Origin of the sequence: Dyella acidisoli, from assembly GCF_030160295.1 — a bacterium.
GTDB lineage: Bacteria > Pseudomonadota > Gammaproteobacteria > Xanthomonadales > Rhodanobacteraceae > Dyella_B > Dyella_B acidisoli.
The window spans coordinates 52,908-67,896 of sequence record NZ_BSOB01000050.1; the positions used below are offsets into that span (position 1 = coordinate 52,908).

Annotated in this window: 18 protein-coding genes; 10 read left to right on the forward strand and 8 right to left on the reverse strand. The window is 60.0% G+C overall.

What is annotated here, in order from left to right; genetic code table 11:
• Positions 1 to 142 precede the first annotated feature (142 nt).
• Positions 143 to 508, reverse strand: coding sequence for a gamma-glutamylcyclotransferase family protein (locus tag QQJ86_RS18960; protein ID WP_284322541.1), 366 nt, complete (start codon positions 506 to 508; stop codon positions 143 to 145).
• Between the two features lie 10 nt (positions 509 to 518).
• Positions 519 to 1,064 (reverse strand): Smr/MutS family protein, encoded by a 546-nt coding sequence (locus QQJ86_RS18965; RefSeq protein WP_284322542.1) that lies wholly within the window; start codon positions 1,062 to 1,064, stop codon positions 519 to 521.
• A 168-nt stretch (positions 1,065 to 1,232) separates the two neighbouring features.
• On the opposite strand from QQJ86_RS18965, the gene surE reads away from it, so the two are divergent.
• From surE to QQJ86_RS18985, 4 genes are all read left to right on the forward strand, one after another.
• Complete coding sequence (gene surE, locus QQJ86_RS18970) at positions 1,233 to 2,021, forward strand: 5'/3'-nucleotidase SurE (RefSeq protein WP_284322640.1); 789 nt, start codon at positions 1,233 to 1,235, stop codon at positions 2,019 to 2,021.
• On the forward strand, positions 2,018 to 2,710 hold the full coding sequence (locus tag QQJ86_RS18975; protein WP_284322543.1) for a protein-L-isoaspartate(D-aspartate) O-methyltransferase: 693 nt from the start codon (positions 2,018 to 2,020) through the stop codon (positions 2,708 to 2,710). The genes surE and QQJ86_RS18975 overlap by 4 nt, the downstream gene beginning before the upstream one ends.
• Entirely contained in the window at positions 2,710 to 3,318 is a 609-nt protein-coding gene (locus tag QQJ86_RS18980; protein WP_284322544.1) for a YqaA family protein, read from the forward strand. Before QQJ86_RS18975 ends, QQJ86_RS18980 begins: the two co-directional genes overlap by 1 nt.
• Positions 3,319 to 3,382: 64 nt before the next feature.
• The gene (locus tag QQJ86_RS18985; protein ID WP_284322545.1) at positions 3,383 to 4,363 is read left to right on the forward strand and encodes a peptidoglycan DD-metalloendopeptidase family protein; all 981 of its coding nucleotides are present in this window, start codon (positions 3,383 to 3,385) and stop codon (positions 4,361 to 4,363) included.
• Positions 4,364 to 4,399: 36 nt separating this feature from the next.
• Here QQJ86_RS18985 and QQJ86_RS18990 read toward each other — a convergent pair whose 3' ends face one another.
• Both QQJ86_RS18990 and yhbY read right to left on the reverse strand, forming a co-directional pair.
• Positions 4,400 to 4,777 (reverse strand): Mth938-like domain-containing protein, encoded by a 378-nt coding sequence (locus QQJ86_RS18990; protein ID WP_284322546.1) that lies wholly within the window; start codon positions 4,775 to 4,777, stop codon positions 4,400 to 4,402.
• Between the two features lie 10 nt (positions 4,778 to 4,787).
• Positions 4,788 to 5,084, reverse strand: coding sequence for a ribosome assembly RNA-binding protein YhbY (gene yhbY / locus QQJ86_RS18995; protein ID WP_284322547.1), 297 nt, complete (start codon positions 5,082 to 5,084; stop codon positions 4,788 to 4,790).
• Between the two features lie 80 nt (positions 5,085 to 5,164).
• Here yhbY and rlmE point away from each other — a divergent pair, with 80 nt between their 5' ends.
• The 5 genes from rlmE to QQJ86_RS19020 all read left to right on the forward strand — a co-directional run bounded on the left by rlmE (position 5,165) and on the right by QQJ86_RS19020 (position 10,107).
• Positions 5,165 to 5,815 carry a 23S rRNA (uridine(2552)-2'-O)-methyltransferase RlmE gene (rlmE, locus tag QQJ86_RS19000; protein ID WP_284322548.1) on the forward strand — a complete coding sequence of 217 codons (651 nt, stop codon included), beginning with the start codon at positions 5,165 to 5,167 and terminating at the stop codon, positions 5,813 to 5,815.
• Positions 5,812 to 7,749: an ATP-dependent zinc metalloprotease FtsH gene (gene ftsH, locus QQJ86_RS19005; protein WP_284322549.1), complete on the forward strand. Its 1,938-nt coding sequence runs from the start codon at positions 5,812 to 5,814 to the stop codon at positions 7,747 to 7,749. The genes rlmE and ftsH overlap by 4 nt, the downstream gene beginning before the upstream one ends.
• A 135-nt stretch (positions 7,750 to 7,884) precedes the next feature.
• On the forward strand, positions 7,885 to 8,478 hold the full coding sequence (locus tag QQJ86_RS19010; RefSeq protein WP_284322550.1) for a DUF2239 family protein: 594 nt from the start codon (positions 7,885 to 7,887) through the stop codon (positions 8,476 to 8,478).
• An 86-nt stretch (positions 8,479 to 8,564) separates the two neighbouring features.
• Positions 8,565 to 8,909 carry a hypothetical protein gene (locus QQJ86_RS19015; RefSeq protein WP_284322551.1) on the forward strand — a complete coding sequence of 115 codons (345 nt, stop codon included), beginning with the start codon at positions 8,565 to 8,567 and terminating at the stop codon, positions 8,907 to 8,909.
• Between the two features lie 484 nt (positions 8,910 to 9,393).
• Positions 9,394 to 10,107 (forward strand): AraC family transcriptional regulator, encoded by a 714-nt coding sequence (locus QQJ86_RS19020; RefSeq protein WP_284322552.1) that lies wholly within the window; start codon positions 9,394 to 9,396, stop codon positions 10,105 to 10,107.
• 73 nt (positions 10,108 to 10,180) lie between these two features.
• Here the strand turns inward: QQJ86_RS19020 and arsC are convergent, their stop codons facing one another.
• From arsC to QQJ86_RS19040, 4 genes are read right to left on the reverse strand one after another with little or no spacing between them, the layout of a single operon-like run.
• The gene (arsC, locus tag QQJ86_RS19025) at positions 10,181 to 10,525 is read right to left on the reverse strand and encodes an arsenate reductase (glutaredoxin) (RefSeq protein WP_284322553.1); all 345 of its coding nucleotides are present in this window, start codon (positions 10,523 to 10,525) and stop codon (positions 10,181 to 10,183) included.
• 8 nt (positions 10,526 to 10,533) lie between these two features.
• Entirely contained in the window at positions 10,534 to 11,907 is a 1,374-nt protein-coding gene (locus QQJ86_RS19030; protein WP_284322554.1) for a pseudouridine synthase, read from the reverse strand.
• A complete protein-coding gene (gene scpB, locus QQJ86_RS19035; protein WP_284322555.1) occupies positions 11,904 to 12,842 on the reverse strand; it encodes an SMC-Scp complex subunit ScpB in 939 nt (312 codons plus the stop codon). Before scpB ends, QQJ86_RS19030 begins: the two co-directional genes overlap by 4 nt.
• 51 nt (positions 12,843 to 12,893) lie before the next feature.
• Entirely contained in the window at positions 12,894 to 13,826 is a 933-nt protein-coding gene (locus tag QQJ86_RS19040; protein WP_423372778.1) for a segregation and condensation protein A, read from the reverse strand.
• Between the two features lie 781 nt (positions 13,827 to 14,607).
• Here QQJ86_RS19040 and QQJ86_RS19045 point away from each other — a divergent pair.
• Entirely contained in the window at positions 14,608 to 14,979 is a 372-nt protein-coding gene (locus tag QQJ86_RS19045) for a PilZ domain-containing protein (RefSeq protein WP_284322556.1), read from the forward strand.
• Positions 14,980 to 14,989: the final 10 nt, after the last annotated feature.

A 14,989-nucleotide genomic window follows, 5' to 3' on the forward strand; every position in this document is an offset into this window, starting at 1 on the left:
GGTGATTCGTTGTCTGTCGCTCAGCGTCTAGGCTAGCAAAAGATGCCATGTGTGATGGTTGTCCTTTACATGTCATACGGATGCTGTTCATAAGTGAACGACCTTGCTCACGGTGTGGCGGCAGCGTGTGCGACACAGTTGATCAAGCTGACGTCGCATCGTGCGATATGTCCTGGCGCGCATCCACGTAGACCCAGGCTTGCACTCCGGAAGCCAACGTCACGGCGATGCGTTTGTAGTCGTCGACTTCATAGTCATCCGCTTGCGCGAGTTCGGCGTCGGTGATGTCGAAGACGGTGCCACTGACACAATCGTTCGGCTTGCCGGTAAATACCAGGATCGGATGGTGAGTCTTGCCGCTGGTGGCGACCACGTCTGGATCGTCTATCTCGACCTCGGTTTGAACGAAGCCGGTCAGCTGATCGCGATGGCCGGTGAGGATGCGGCCGAAGGTGGCGAGTTGCACGTCTTCCTGCTGGAGCGTGCCGTATGAAAAAAGCTTGGGCATAGAAGGCCATCTATCCTTTCAGCAATACCACTACAGCTCCCGTACCGCCCTGCATGGGACGTGCGGAAGCAAACGCGATCACGTCGTCGCGTCGACGTAGCAGGCGATCCGTCAAAACCTTCAGAACTGGGCCGGACGATTTGGAGCGCAAGCCCTTGCCATGCACGATGCGCACGCAATGGAAGCCACGTTCGGCAGCTTGCGCAAGAAATTCGGCAATGGTGGCTTGCGCCGCCGCAGCGTTCATTTGGTGCAGGTCGATGTCGTCCTGCACGCTGAATTGTCCGCGCTTGAGTTGGCGCAACAGTTTCGGCGGATAGCCGTCGCGCAGGTAGCTAAGTTCTTCACCCACCTCCATCAGGCCGGGGTCGAAAGCCATGTCCAGCAGTTCGCCTGGCACGGCAGCCTCGTCGGCTTCCAGCATGTACGGGTGAGGTTCCGGCTTTGGACTGGCCGGCGGGGGCTCGACGGGGTCGAGTTGGCGTATCTCGCCGATGGCCTCGCGGAACATGCGGCTGTCCTCGTCGCTCACGGTGGCGGGATGGCGGCGTTTCATAGTAGCTATCGTAGCGAATGCGTCGTCGCGACGGTGAAGATGGGATGTATGCAATCCGGCAAAATCGCCGGTGAAACAAACGGTCGGCTAAGTTAGACTCCTAAAACTAGGGTGCGTGCAGCTTATCTGCTGGCCGTGTGCCGGGTAGTCAACCTCTAACGGATCATGATGCGAGTTCTGGTTTCCAATGACGATGGCGTAGATGCGCCGGGTATCCGTGTGCTCGCCGAGCGCCTCGGTGCGGTCGGCCAGGTCACCGTAGTGGCGCCGGACCGCGACCGCTCGGGAGCCAGCAATTCGCTCACCCTCGATGCGCCGATTCGCGTCTCACGCATGGACAACGGTTATTACCGCGTAGTGGGTACGCCTACCGATTGCGTGCATATCGCGCTGGCCGGCATGCTCGATTACGAGCCGGACATCGTCGTCTCAGGCATCAACAACTCCGCCAATCTTGGCGACGACGTGATTTATTCCGGCACCGTGTCGGCGGCGATGGAGGGACGCTTCCTCGGTCTGCCGGCGATCGCCGTGTCGCTGGTCAGCAAAGATCACAAGGGCGAGCATTACGAATCGGCTGCCAAGGCCGTGCTGCTGCTGATGGAGCGCCTGCTGGTCGATCCGCTGCCGGCCGATACCATTCTCAATGTCAACGTGCCGGATCTTCGGTGGGAAGATATCCGCGGTTTCGAAACCACACGCCTTGGCAAGCGCCACCGTTCCGCGCCATGCATCAAGCAGACCGATCCGCGCGGCAAGCCGATCTGGTGGATCGGTCCGGCGGGTGACGTGGACGACGCTGGGCCGGGCACGGATTTCGATGCCGTGCGGCGCGGCTACATTTCGGTCACGCCCATCCATGTCGATCTCACCCGCTTCCAGGCGCTGGAGAAAGTCGGCAGTTGGGTGCGCGCGTTGAGCGACGGCATGAACCAGGAAAACGGTAAGGCTGCATGATTCATCCGTTGCCGCCATCTGCTTTGAAAGGCGAGGGCATGACCTCGCAGCGCGCACGCGACCGGCTCATCGCAAAATTGAAGGAAGAGGGTATTCGCGACCAGCGCGTGCTCGATGTGATGCGTAATCTGCCGCGTCACCACTTCATCGATCAGGCGTTGCATTCGCGCGCTTACGAGAACACTGCACTGCCAATCGGCCACGGGCAAACCATCTCGCAGCCGTGGGTGGTTGCGCGCATGACGGAAGCGTTGCTCGAACCTTTCGATCTCAAATCGGGCCGGCCACAAAAAGTGCTGGAAATCGGCACGGGCTCCGGCTATCAGGCCGTGGTGCTGGCGCAACTGGTGCCGCAGCTTTACACGGTGGAGCGCATCGAGGAATTGCTGCGCCAGGCGCGGCGTCGCTTCCGTCAGCTCGGTCTCGAAAACATCCGCTCTCGCCACGATGACGGCAAGCTCGGTTGGCCCGTCGAGGCTCCGTTCGATGCGATCATCCTCACTGCGGCGGGTGATGCCATTCCCTCTCAGATTCTCGATCAGTTGGCTCCCGACGGTGTGCTGGTTGCACCGGTCGGGTCTCCCAGCAGTCAAACCTTGATCCGCATGCGCGGCGATGGAAAAGGCGATTTCATGCAGGAAGAACTAGCAGCGGTGAGTTTCGTACCTTTGCTGGGTGGTATCGGCTGATGCGGCTCTTTGGAAAGCTTTATGCGCGCGTTCTGGTTTGGGCGCGCGACCGTCGGGCGGTGTATTACCTGTGCGGCCTGAGTTTTGTGGAAGCCTTTATCTTCCCAATCATGCCGGAAGTGATGCTGGCGCCGATGATGCTGGGCAAACGGCATCGGGCGTTTTTCTACGCCAACCTCAGCCTGCTCTTCTCGCTGCTGGGTTCGTTGGTGGGGTACGCGTTGGGGCATTGGGCTTTCCATGCGCTTACGCCACTGCTGCAATCCCTCCATCTGTACGACTCGATCGAGCGTGGCGTGGAAAGCCTGCGCGCGCAGATGAACCAGCATTGGCTGGAACTCTTGCTGGTATTGATGCTCGCCGCGCTGCAGCCGGTGGTGCCGATGAAGTTCGTCACCTGGGCATCGGGCATCGTCGGCGTCCCGGTGATTCCGTTCTTGGTTTGCATTCTGCTTGGGCGCGGAAAGCGTGTTTGGGTGCTGGCTTTGCTGATCCGCCTGTTTGGCGAACGCGCGGAGCGCATTCTGCATAAGCACATCGAGTGGATTGGCTGGGCGGCGCTTATCGTATTAGCGGGCCTTGCCGGGTGGTGGGTGCTGAAGCATTAACGGGCGGCGATGGTTCCGTTTCGATCGCATGAAAACTCCGCGCGACCTCGTTATGCTGGCACGCATGAATGAATGGAAGCGATGGTCCGCACTTGCCGCTATAGCGTTACTCATGACCGGCTGCAGCACGGTGGTGGTGCAGCCGCCAGCGAATGCGCCGGTAGTCACCCCGCGCCCGATGCCGATGCAGCAGCCCGGCACGTACACGGTGACCAAAGGCGACACGCTTTACTCCATCGCATTCCGTAACGGCACCGATTTTCGCGAAGTGGCCAGGTTGAATGGCATCGCACAGCCGTACACGATTTGGCCCGGGCAGGTGTTGAAGCTGCCGGGACGTGGTGCAGGTGCCGAGCCGCTTGCTGCACACGCGTCGCCAGCGGTTGCCGTCGCTAAGGCACCTTCGTCTTCTGTCCCGCCACCGCCGACAACCACAGCGCCGGTGTTCCAGACGGTCGAAGCCACACCTGCGCCGGAGAGGTCACAGTCAGCACCATCACCCGCACACGCAAGCTCTGTGGCCCCCGTTTCCGTGGCGGCCGTGCATCCTGCGCCAGCGCTGCATAACACGGTGGCGCCAGCCGCCGCTGCTCCCAGTAATCCACCGCCAGCAGCAGTGGTAGCGCCGGCGCCACCGGTCGTGGCAAGGACAAGCGGGGGCACGCGCAGCGCGGGCGGCGTGAAATGGCGTTGGCCGGCGTCCGGCCAGATCATCGGACGCTTTCAGTCCAGCGCGGCGATTCCAGGCATCGACATCGCAGGCAAAGAAGGCGATTCCGTGGTTGCCGCCGCTGACGGCACGGTGGTGTACAGCGGTAATGGCTTGGTGGGTTACGGCGAGCTGATCATCATCAAACACAACGACAGCTTCCTCTCCGCGTATGGTCACAACCGCAAGCGGCTGGTCACCGAAGGGCAGCAGGTGAAGGCGGGGCAGCAGATTGCTGAGATGGGCTCGAGCGGCAGTTCGCGCGATGAATTGCAGTTCCAGATCCGCAAAGACGGCAATCCTGTGGATCCGCTCGATTATCTGCCGTCGCGTTGAGTCGTTGTTCCTTCTCCGTGGACGGGAGAGGGAAGCTCAAGCGGCCGGAAGAATGAATGCCGCGACCACGCGCCGCCCTTCACTGGCGAGCAGATCGTAGGTACGCGCAGCGGCGGCGTTGTCCATCACCTCAATCCCCACACCCTTGCGCAGAAAACCCGCCATGAACGCAGCCGGCGGAAACTGTTGACGAGTGCCGGTGCCAAGCAGCACGACTTCGGGCTTTAGTTCGAGCACTGACTCGACATGGTCATCACTCAAGGCCTGGGCATTGTTGACTGGCCACTGTTCTACCGCACGCTGGGGCGAAAGCAGAAAACTCTCGGTCAATTCGCGGTCGACCACGGTGATAGCGCGCTCAGTGACGCGGCGGACGAATAGGTAATCCCCGTGGCGGTCCAGAGAGAGATCCATGACTGCGTCCTCAACGCGGCAGGGCAAGCCGCGGATCGTCCTCATTGCGGCGAAAGAGCACCACGATGTGGCCGATCTCCTGGACGTTCTCCGCTTTAGTGCCGTCGATCAGCACCTGGATCTGCTCCTCGCGCTGCTCTTTGTCACCACCGGACAGCTTCACTTTCACGAGTTCGTGATGTGAGAGCGCCAGATCCAGCTCCTTCACCACCGCCTCGGTGGCGCCTTTGGCGCCGAGCAGAATCACCGGATGGAGGTCGTGTGCGAGGCTTCGCAAGTAGCGTCGCTGCGAGGGAGAAATGGGCATGTATTCAGTCTCAGAGTTACAGCTGGATAATCGTAAAGGGTATCATGTCCATCCCCTGTTCCCGGTCCAATAGCCGACCCATGCCTCGCAGCAAGAGCAGTTCCCGCTGGCTGCGGGAGCATTTCGATGACGTCTATGTCAAAAAGGCCCAAGCCGAGGGCCTGCGTTCGCGCGCGGTGTTCAAGCTGGAAGAGCTGGTCGACCGCGATCATCTGCTGAAGCCTGGCATGCGCGTAGTCGACCTGGGCGCGGCGCCCGGCGGCTGGTCGCAGTTCGTCCGGCAGCGCCTGGGTGATAGTGGTACTGTGGTGGCGCTGGACATCCTGCCGATGCAGGGAATTGCCGGCGTGGATTTCCTGCAAGGCGACTTCCGTGAAGAAACTGTTCTGCGTGCACTGGAAGCACGCTTGGATGGCCAAAAGGTCGATCTTGTGCTGTCGGACATGGCCCCCAATATGAGTGGTGTAGCACTGGCCGATCAGATCCGGGCAATGGATCTGGCGGAACTGGCGCTTGATTTCGGCAGGCACTGGCTCAAACCGGGCGGAGCGTTTCTAATCAAGCTATTCCAGGGAACAGGCTTCGATGATTACTTGCGCACCTTGCGCGCCGAGTTCTCGCGCGTAAGTATGCGTAAACCCAAGGCCTCCCGCGCGCGTTCGCGTGAGGTATATGCGCTGGCCACCGGCTATCGACCGGCTGGCCGGCAAACTGGCGAGACCCGCGCATGAACGAAACATGGAAAACTCTGTTGCTCTGGCTGGTGATCGCGGTGGTTCTGATCACTGTGTTCCAGAGCTTCAATCCGCACGGTGGCGCCTCTTCGGATCTGCCCTATAGCAGCTTCGTACAGAGTGTGGACAGCGGTAATGTCGCCACGGCCAACATCAGCGCCGAAAATCCCGCCACCTTAACCGGCAAACTGAAGGACGGCAGCAACTACCGCACCGTCGCGCCAGTACTCGGCTTCTCCACCAATTCGGTGGTCAAGCAGATGCAGGATAAGAACGTCACCGTCACGCAGGATTCCGGCACCGGGTTCTCGCTGATCGGCCTGTTGGTGAACTGGCTACCGGTGATCCTGATCGTCGGCGTGTTCATCTGGTTCATGCGCCAGATGCAGCAGGGCGGCGGTGGCCGCGGTGCGATGAGCTTTGGTCGTTCGCGTGCGAAGCTGCAAGGTGAAGACCAGGTCAAGGTCAACTTCAGCGACGTCGCAGGTTGCGACGAAGCCAAGGAAGAAGTGGGCGAGCTGGTGGAATTCTTGCGCGATCCGGGCAAGTTCCAGCGCCTCGGCGGCAAGATTCCGCGCGGCGTGCTGATGGTTGGCCCGCCAGGCACCGGTAAAACCTTGCTCGCCAAGGCCATCGCGGGCGAAGCCAAGGTACCGTTCTTCTCGATCTCCGGTTCTGACTTCGTCGAAATGTTCGTCGGCGTGGGCGCTTCGCGCGTACGTGACATGTTCGACCAAGCCAAGAAGCACGCACCGTGCATCATCTTCATCGACGAAATCGATGCCGTGGGCCGTCACCGTGGTGCGGGTCTTGGCGGTGGTCACGATGAGCGCGAACAGACGCTCAATCAGTTGCTGGTGGAAATGGATGGTTTCGAAGGTACCGAAGGCATCATCGTCATTGCTGCCACCAACCGTCCTGACGTGCTCGATCCGGCGCTGCTGCGTCCAGGTCGCTTTGACCGCCAGGTAGTGGTGGGCCTGCCAGACGTGAAGGGTCGCGAGCAGATCCTCAAAGTGCACCTGCGCAAGGTACCGATCGCCAGCGACGTGGACGCGATGGTCATCGCGCGCGGTACACCGGGTTTCTCGGGTGCGGATCTGGCGAACCTCGTCAACGAGGCAGCATTGTTCGCAGCACGCGAGAACGCTCGCGAAGTCCGCATGACTCACATGGACAAGGCGCGCGACAAGATTCTAATGGGTACCGAGCGCCGTTCGATGGCAATGAGCGAGGACGAGAAAAAGCTCACCGCCTATCACGAAGCCGGTCACGCTATCGTTGGTCGCCTGGTGCCGGAGCACGATCCGGTCTACAAGGTTACGATCATTCCGCGCGGCCGTGCGCTGGGTGTCACCATGTACTTGCCGGAAGGCGACAAGTACAGCATGAACAAGACCGCAATCGAATCGCAGCTTTGCTCGCTGTACGGCGGCCGTGTAGCCGAAGAGCTGATCTTCGGTAACGACAAGGTCACCACTGGCGCATCCAACGATATCGAGCGCGCTACCAAGATGGCTCGCAACATGGTTACCAAGTGGGGCCTGTCGAATGAACTCGGCCCAGTAACCTACGGCGAGGAAGAGGACGAAGTTTTCTTGGGTCGTTCAGTCACCCAGCACAAGAACGTTTCGAACGAGACCGCGCGCAAGATCGACGAAGTGGTGCGCGAGATCCTCGACCGCGCGTACGGTCGCAGCAAGCAGTTGCTCACTGAGAACATCGACAAGCTGCACGTCATGGCCGATGCCTTGCTGCAGTATGAAACCATCGATGCGCGCCAGATCGACGACATCATGTCCGGCCGCGTGCCGGGTCCGCCGGCGGATTGGTCCAAGACCTCATCCATGGGGCAGTCGGTGCCACCGCCGCCGCCGCGTGGCGATGCGGGTGCGAAGGTTGGGGATCCAGCCACGCAAAGCCGGATCTGAGTCCGCCAGCCATTCGAGAAAAGCCGCCCCTTGTGGGCGGCTTTTTTATTGGGACATGAAAATTATTTTATCCGGGTGATATTGTTGGTAAAATATTACCCGGGTATTATTTGGTGCCCGACAGGAGTCTGCCTCATGACCGATACGCTGCCACCTATCAGCTATACAAGCTTCCAAGGCCATCGGCGCCTGGCCTCTGGCGCCCCACACGTTGTCGCCTTGGCGGTGAAGCTCGCCGCCGAGCGTGGTGGTTCCAGGCCGGTTCTGATCTTCGATGACAGCACAGGCCGTTCAATCGATTTCGACACGCGTGGAACTGATGACGATGTCGTTGCCCGCTATCGCCCCGTTTCCGCTTGTCAGGGCACCGCAGAGGTAGAACCTGAAGCGCCACGCGGTCGCGGCCGTCCCAAGCTGGGTGTAGTAGCGCGCGAAGTGACCTTGTTGCCGCGACATTGGACATGGTTGGAATCCCAGTCGGGCGGCGCATCCGTCACGCTGCGCAAGCTGGTGGAGGAAGCACGTCGCGCCCATGGCGAAGGCGACAGAGCTCGCGCGGCGCAAGAGCGTGCGTATCACTTCATGTCAGCCATGGCCGGTAACATGCCCGGTTTCGAAGAAGCCACGCGCGCTTTGTTCGCTAACGATCGCACGAAGTTTGGCGAGCTGATCGCCCAGTGGCCCGTCGATGTGCGCGATTACGCCACGCACCTGGCGTTCGCCGATTAAACGGACACGCCCATGACGAACTACTTGGAACCAACCTGGGAAGCAGGGCGTGCCTTCATGGCCAGACGCTGCAAGGCAGCGTCGTAATGCTCAATCTGCTGCGTTTTCATACGTTGGCCGATTATTCGGCGACGCCGGGTTTAGCACCGCCCAACGCCATCAGCAGTGAGGAAGCCTTTCAACGTTACATCGAGCACACGTTGCCGTACTTGCGTGAGAGTGGAGGTGACGTGTTGTTTCTTGGTCATGGCCGTGATTTTCTGATCGGTCCGCCAAACGAACGATGGGATATGGCTATGCTGGTGCGCCAGCAAAGCGTTGCATCCTTCATGGCTTTCACTTCGCATGAAGCTTATCTGGCCGTGATAGGGCATCGCATTGCGGCGTTCGAAGATTCGCGTTTGCTGCCGCTGACACCTGTCGATCCCTGATGTTTGGTGCAAATCCAAAAACGAGCACATCCCTGTGCTCACTGCCACTTCGCGTCCTGGGGAGACGCGTCAAAACGAATAGCGCATGCTGAAGGTCGTCGTGCTCGGCAACCGAACACTGTGGCGGCAAAGTTGAGAGATTGGGGACGCGCAGGTTTGTGATTGCCTCGAGTTGCGGATAGCCGCCTGCATTGCGTACGAATGACTTGCTGCAAGCTGGCGTAAGCATGTGCAAGCGGATACGGCGCGTCTTGAATATTTGAGGCACGACAAATGCATATTTCGGCACAAGCTTGCTGCGCGGTGAAAATGCATCAATGTCTAGAAAGGTTTAGGAGTATTGAGTGCGGAATTCTGCACAATGTGCTTGCTGCTTCGCAGCAGCTAAATGCAGGGGCACTTGCACGAATGTGCAGAAAACTGCTTAAGATGCAGCACCGGACGATGATGTGAAGGTCCGCAGCGTTATCATCCACTTGCTAGCTTGCTTCTTGTCACCATGAAGATTTCTGCCGATGAGCTGGAGCCCTTGTTCGACGTTCTGCCGGATGTCGTGTTTTTTGTGAAAGACACGGAAGGGCGATACACACATGCCAATCTCACTTTGGTGCGCCGTCTTGGTTTGAAACAGCGCAACGAAGTGATTGGCAAAGACGTGACCGAGCTTTTCCCAAGCGCGATGGGCGGTTCCTACGCGGCGCAGGATCAACGTGTGTTGATGGGAGAGGTGATCGAAAATCAGCTGGAAGTGCACATGTTCGCCAACCGCGCGTCGGGATGGTGTCTCACCTGTAAACGTCCATTGCTGATACGCGGCAAGATTGGCGGCGTGATCGGCATTTCACGTGATCTTGGGCTGCCGGATGGGCGTCATCCCGTCTACGATCGACTGAAGCGCGTGCTGACTTATATGCAGGATCACTATGGCGACGCCATCCGCATACCGATGCTGGCCGAGCTGGCGGAACTTTCCGTTGCGCAATTCGAGCGCCATTTCCGTCGCGTATTCCAGCTCACTCCACAGCAGGTACTGATCAAGCTACGCATCGAGGCTGCCATGCGCATGCTGCACACCGACGATAGCGTGGCCTCGATCGGCATTGCGTGCGGTTTCGTCGATCAGAGTGCGTTTGCGCGCCAGTTCAAGGCGACGGTGGGGATGACGCCCAGCGCGTATCGTTCGCTCGTGCAGGCGTAAGTTGGGGTGCAAACCCCAACACGAAGGCCACAAACATGGCGATGTTGGGGTTTGCACCTCTGACTTACGGACTTTAGAGGATATCCAGCACTTTTTCCGGAGGGCGAGCGATTACGGCCTTTCCGTTGGCGACTACGATAGGCCGCTCTATCAGACGCGGATGCTCCACCATAGCCGCAATCAGCGCCTCTTCGCTTAGCGATGAATCATCAAGCCCAAGCTCGCGATATTCATCCTCACCAGCACGCAGCAATTGCCGCGCCGTGATGCCGAGCTGCGACAGCAGCGTTTTCAGCTCAGTGGCGGTGGGTGGCGTTTCGAGATAGTGGACTACCTCGAACGGCTTCCCAGTCTGCTCCACTAAAGCGAGCGCGCTGCGCGATTTTGAGCAGCGGCTGTTGTGATAGATGCGGATCACGCGATAGTTCAGCGATTACCGGAACGACCGCCGCCACCACCACCATGCGGTCGGTTACCGCGTTGCGGACGACCACCTGGACCTGGACGGTTGCCGCCGCGGTTGTTGCGATTGGCGTTGCCGCCACCACTACCGCCGCCGCCGCCGGCATTGAATCCGCCGTAAGGGTTCGTGCCGCCGGAACCGCCTCCGCGACGATTGCCGCGTGCTTGCTGTTGTTGGCCACCGCCATGAGCGCGCCCGCCTTCGCGGTTTTCACCTGCGAACCAGGTGCGTGCGGGAGGCAGTTCCTGGCCGGGACCGATACCGCGCTTCTTCTTGTTGTGGACCTTCTTCTTCTGGCGCTCGGGTGTGGCCACATTGCCGTTCACTTCGCGATTCGGATTTGCGCGGCGGCGCTGCTTGCCATACGCGGGGGCTTCTTCGCGAATGCGGTCAAAGGCGCGCAGTTCGCGTGCTTCGTCGTGATAGCCGCCGCTCCAATTAGCCCCGCCACCTTTTTCGGGACGATATTCCACGACGTTGCGCGGAGCGCGGCGCTGGTGCAGCACCGGGCTCAGCGTCAGCACTGGTTGCGGAGCGCCGAGGCCGGCGCTCTTGCGCAGTTCCTTTACTGCTTCTTCGTTCAGTGTTTCGCAATCGCCACGGCGCAGCATGCGCGGCAGTTCGGTGGCGCCGTAACGGATACGCTTGAGGCGGCTGACAAGGAAGCCTTGCGAATCCCACAGGCGGCGTACTTCGCGGTTGCGTCCTTCGCGGATTACCACACGGAACCAGCTATGGCTGCCGCCGCGGCTGATGATGGCGATCTCGTCGAAGCGGGCAGGGCCGTCTTCCAGTTCTACGCCGGCCTTGAGTTTCTCGATGACTTCATCGGGAACTTCGCCATGCACGCGGCACAGGTATTCGCGTTCCAGGCCGCTACGCGGATGCATCAGCGCATTGGCGAGGTCGCCGTCGGTGGTAAGCAGCAGCAGGCCGGTGGTGTTGATGTCCAGGCGACCCACAGCGACCCAGCGCGCGCCTTTCAATCGCGGCAGCTGTTCGAACACGGTGGGACGGCCTTCGGGATCTTCGCGCGTGGTCACCACACCCTCGGGCTTGTGGTAGACCAGTACTTCAGCATCGTCGCGGTTGTCGGTGGCGACGACGAATTGCTTGCCGTCGATCACGACGCGATCGCCTGCATGGACGCTTGCACCGATGGTGGCGGGGCTGCCGTTCAACTCGACCTCACCGGCCTGGATGCGTTGCTCCAGCATGCGGCGCGAGCCAAGCCCGGCGTTAGCGAGTACTTTGTGCAAGCGCTCTTCGATCTGCGGTGCGTTTTCGGCCGGTGCGGCGCGCTTGAGGCTCAATACGGATTTTTGCGGCGCATTCATGCGCGGTACTCCTCGGTGTCTTGCTCGGCGGTGCCGTGATCGGCATCCGCTGGGTTCGCTGCCTCGTCGGCAGTGGTGGAATGGGTTTCGACGGCAGCGCTCACTTCATTCGTGGGCTCGTCGTGCTCGGGTGCAGCGTGTTGCGAATGGGGCGATGGCTCAGAACTTTCCTGGCCTTCGTCCGAAGGTGATTCGTGAATGTGCGTTTCAGCAGGTGCCGCGTCTGTGGTTTCTTCGCTGGCATGCGGCTCGCCGTGTTCTGTGCTGATGGTTTCTTCTTCTTCTTCTTTGGTCAGTGCTTCGTCACTGGGTGTTTCGCCGTCGATTTCTTCTGCGTCTGGATCAATGGGCAGGTTACGTATCGGCTTGGGCGGGAAGGAATCGTCGTCCAGCCGTAGCTGCGGATCTTCCATGTCGCGGATTTCGGAGAGCGGCGGCAGCTCATCCAGCGATTTCAAATTGAAGTAATCGAGAAAGGCGCGGGTGGTGCCGAACAGCGCAGGTTTGCCAGGTACGTCGCGATGGCCGACGATGCGAATCCATTCGCGTTCCTCCAGCGTCTTGATGATGTTGGAGGACACCACCACGCCGCGGATCTGTTCGATTTCCGGGCGGGTGATCGGCTGCCGGTAGGCGATCAGTGCCAGCGTTTCCAACAGCGCGCGCGAGTAACGGCTGGGTTTTTCCGTCCACATGCGTGAGATCCACGGGTGCACGTCCTGACGCACCTGATAGCGAAAGCCGGAAGCGACTTCTTTCAGCTCTACGCCGCGGCCTTGGCAATCTTCAGCCAGGGCTTCGAGTGCCATGGCGATCTGCGCGCGGTCGACCTCGTCTTCCTCCACGAACAGCTCACCCAGCTGCGCTACGGTCAACGGCTGGCTGGCGGCCATCAGGGCGGCTTCGATAATCGGTTTGAGTTGCTCGATCTGCATGGCCTTAGGATCGGGTATCCATAGCGGTTGCGTTTCTTGTAGGGCTGCGTGTCATTCGCCGCCGGAAGCGGCACTCGGTTCTTCGAACACGTCGTCGCCACCGAAGTCCTCCACCACGGCGGCTTCGCCAGCCGGGGCGACATTGGCCTTCACGTAAATCGGCGCCAACGCTTCTTCCTGCACGATGCTGATCAGAAATTCCTTGGCCAGCTCCAGCATGGCAAGGAAGGTGACCACCACGCCCAGCCTTCCTTCGCTCACATCAAACAGCGACTCAAAGCGGTGGAACTGGGTGTCGTCGAGCCGGCTGAGCAACTCGCCCATGCGCTGGCGCACACTCAGCGCCTCGCGCTTGATGGCGTGGTGCCCAAACAATTCGGCCCGATGCATCACGTCCTTCAGGGCCAGCAGCATTTCCTTCAGATCCAGCGGCGGCGGCAACTTGATCACGTTGCGCTCGCCCGTATCGGCCTGTGCCACCACGGTGTCGCGTTCCAGGCGAGGCAGGGTGTCGATGTCTTCGGCCGCTTTCTTGAAGCGCTCGTACTCTTGCAAGCGGCGCACCAGTTCGGCGCGGGGGTCTTCCTCTACCCCTTCTTCCGATGGCGGCCGCGGCAACAACAGTCGCGATTTGATTTCGGCCAGAATCGCTGCCATCAAAAGGTATTCGGCAGCCAACTCCAGGCGCATCACGTCGCGCATCATATCGATGTATTCCATGTACTGCCGGGTGATCTCGGCGATCGGAATATCGAGAATGTCCAGGTTCTGCCGGCGAATCAGGTACAGCAGAAGATCCAGCGGCCCTTCGAATGCCTCCAGGATGACTTCCAATGCATCCGGTGGAATGTACAGATCCTGCGGCATCTGCAGAATCGGTTCGCCGCGCACGACTGCCAGCGGCATTTCCTGCTGCTGCGGTACCCCGGCGAACGCATTTTGCGTTGCTTCTATTGGCTGAGACTCGGTTGGCTCAGTGCTCATCAATGCATGTCATTGGCCCGCCCGATATGGGCTGGCATTCGTTCTGTTGACGACTCAGAACCCTTTTTTCCGGTACGCAGAAGATTAAGGGTTCATGCCTGGAATGCCCGGTTTCTTGAGGTCATTCCGATAAAGCCACTGTACGGTGCCCAGCCGAGCGTGCGGTTTCCCGCAATTGCTGGCCCTGATGAATCCACATGCGTGGTTCGTGTCAGGCTGACGGCCGCCGGGTGCCGGGTCGGTGAAGATACGATCAGGCAAAAACCGGCGTGACGCCGCTGGCGTCGCCCGCGATTCGTAAAAGGTCGGCTGAGTACATCGGGTGAAGACCATTCCAACCGGGGTTCCCGGCGACCATCCATGCATGGCCCCACGCGCGAGTTACAGATTAACGGCACTGTTGCGGCATGTCCAGCGAACGCTTCAGCTGCGGTAGCGGGTTGTCAAGAAAATGCCTGCGGCAGCGCCGGACAGCAAAAATGCGCCTGTAGGCACCGAAGAGTGGCCTGATTCGCCATTGTTCGAGCTACGGCAGCATGTGACCCTTTGTGTCCGCCGCGAGTCAGCGGGTGCTGGAAACAGACACTATCGCGCACTGAAACGTAGCTGTAGCAGTGGCATGTGGCTTGCTTCATCATATGCGCACATCTGGGGACGCCAGCAGGAATACGCTGGTGCCGACGAGTGACGGAGGAGCCACCGAAAGTGCGGGTTTCATTGCAGCGCAAGTCGGATCTGGGCGTCGCATCGACGGCGTTGAGCGGGTAGGGAGCTAAAAAGCATGAACACAAAACGTGACGATGCCATGGACGGTTCAGGCAAGGACCATCTGCGCCCTGCGCGGATGCGCATCAAGACCACGGTCCTGATGAGCCATGGTGACGAATCGCACCCGACCGACCTGATTGATATTTCAGCGACGGGCGCTCTGGTATTGCGCCCGAACGAATGGTTCGGCAACGCGGGCGAGAGCTGGGTGCTGGATATGATCTTCGGTGATGATCTGCACATTCACCTGGAAGCGAAGGTGGCGCGCGTGTCAGAACGGCATATCGGTTTTGCCTACACGCGTATTCCCGAAGATAAGCAGGTGCCGCTGTGGAATCTGCTTGGTGGCTATGCCGACATTCTGGAGATGTGGCACGACCAATAGGCAGGAATCG